Raw genomic sequence first — 2300 nt, 5'->3', positions numbered from 1 at the left:
AGGTTGGGGGTGGGTTTGAACATGGCATGCGCTCCGTGATTGATTGAGCCGCCACAACCCATCGCTAAACAAGTAAAGGTGGCGGCTGTACGCAGGTTAGCGATCCGGGTCACAGAAACCCCGGGTAGACCCGAAGGTCTCCCGCGCACAGCCACCATTACGCAAATGCAGGCAGTTGACTGCATATGAGACAGGGCATTGTTGCGTCTGTGGGGAGTCGGATCGCTAAACCCGATCACTGATTCGTCAGTGACCGGCAAACAATAAAACCAGCCCCTAAGGCACACAAGCCAGCGGATTCTGGCGTAGCTGTAGGCAATGGCGCAAGGTGGCGTGGGGTGGTGGAAGTGGTTTTAAACGGAAGTAAACGAAGTGGCTGAAAAATGAAGTGCATAGCCATTTCGATTGAAATGGGGACGTATAAATAAATCCGTCCCCATTTTTTCAGCATAGACATGGCAAAAGTTACTGCTGCTGCGGAGCTTGCAAGGGTTTTAAGCGCACGGCTCATTCAGAGTTTACGGAGTGGGTAGCAATCCCCACATTTGTGCTGTGTTGTTACCGGAAGTGCAAGCAGAAGCCTCCGAGCGCCACAGAAATTGGGGGTACATTATCGGTGCGAATTCATAGCACCACCCATCAAACACAACCAAAGGGCCGAGCGCTACTCCGTCTCTATATGTTATGTGCGTGGGGAAGTAACGCTCATAAGGTGGTTGGTATCGTTTGGCAAAGCTCAATGCATGTGCTTGTGTGATGCGAACCCAACCGAGTGAAGCCCAAAGGGTTGCCGTGTTACCAGCCAGCGTCGTGTCACGCGTCACAAGGCGATACACATTCGAAACTGTAACGCTGTATTCACGAGTCTGACCCGATGCGTCCCGCACGCTAATGACCGTGCGACCATTTTGGAGCCCTTCTACCTTGCCAGTATTACTCACCTTTGCAATTGCGGGATTCGCCGAGCTGTAGGTGTAGGGCGGAATCCCCGTCTTCGGCGTGCGAGTGGAAGTATTTCCCGGGAAATCGTACGCAGGATTGACCTCCCAGCCCGTAGGCGTAACTAGCGCGAACCCATTCAATGTCATAGGCGATGGGTCGATGGACATCGGACTTGTCACCGTCAGCAGCCGCACATTCGAATAAGTCGCCGTACTGTGATACAGCGACTTGGCGTACAGCCGCCGCGCCCCCACCGGCACGCTGATCTTGAGCTCCCAGCGCCCGGTTGTGGCGTCAGCGGTGGCCTTGCCCTTGGACACAGCCGTCGAGCCGTTGCCGTCGTAGACCTCGACCTGCAAGCCTTTGCTGGCGGTGCCCTTGAGGGTCAGCGTGGTGCTGACGGTGTAGGTGCCTTCCGGCACCTCGACGTTGTTGGCGTCCAGCACGTTGGTCAGCGTCGGCACCACCAACGGCACCGCCTTCACCGTATACACCCGATCCGCAAACACCACCGCATTGGCCGCCACGTTGCTCTTGTCCAGCGCTGCCTTGAACTTCAGGGTCAACTGGCTGCCGTCGGCCAGCGCCTTGAAGTAGCTGTTGGCCACGCTCCGGTTCCAGTATTTCTGCTGGAACCACGTGGCGTTGACGTAGGAAGCGCCGCCGTTCCACACCGTCAGGTCATGCGCCGCGCCGTCGGCCTTGCGCCCGAGCAGGCTCATCCACACCTGCTGGCCCGTGGCGATCAGCGCCCAGTCCTGTGCGCGGATCGTCACGTCCTTGCTGCCCAGCGCCGCCAGGTCCAGCACGTTGCCCGCGTCGGCGTCGGTGATGACCGGCGAGTTCAGCGCCGTCGCCGGCAAGGTGCCGACCTTCAGGCTCAGCGGCGGCGAGTCGAACACCTTGCCGCCGCGCTCGATCCTGTAGGTCACGGTGACGGTCTTGCCCAGGGCGAAGGCCAGCACCGTGGGCGGCAGGGCGATGCTGTAGCCGCTCTGGCTGATCGGTTTGGCCTCGGTGGTGTGGGAACCTTCGGCGTGGCTGCCCGGCGCGCCCTGCCAGGTGACGCTGAGGAGGTCGGCGGGCTGCAGGCCTTCGGCGGGGATGACGGCGGTCAGCGCGTCCTTGGCCTTCACCGGCTGCAGGGTCTGGCCGTCGGCCTCGGCCTGCTGGATGCGCGGCGGCTGCAGCTGCAGCGCCACGCCGATCACGAACGTCAGCGGATTGGAATAGCTCACCTTGCCCGTCTCGGCCCGCCGGATGCTGTAGCTCGCCGTCAGCGTCTCCCCGCGCCGGGCCTCGAAGTGCTGCTGCACGAACGCGGCGCTGAGGGTGAAGACGACGTCCTTGCCGGCGCT

The 2300-nt window shown here is 60.7% G+C and carries 1 protein-coding gene; it reads right to left on the bottom strand.

What is annotated here, in order from left to right; all coding sequences use genetic code 11:
- Nucleotides 1-518: 518 nt before the first annotated feature.
- The coding region (locus tag CAG41_RS28030) for an Ig-like domain-containing protein (protein WP_085707755.1) at nucleotides 519-2300 on the bottom strand (1782 nt) is incomplete at its 5' end.

The sequence above is a fragment of the Pseudomonas sp. B35(2017) genome, from assembly GCF_002113645.1.
In the GTDB taxonomy this organism is placed as follows: domain Bacteria; phylum Pseudomonadota; class Gammaproteobacteria; order Pseudomonadales; family Pseudomonadaceae; genus Aquipseudomonas; species Aquipseudomonas ekonensis.
The sequence above is the reverse complement of the archived record's forward strand: the minus strand, read 5'-3'. Positions and strand labels throughout refer to the sequence as shown.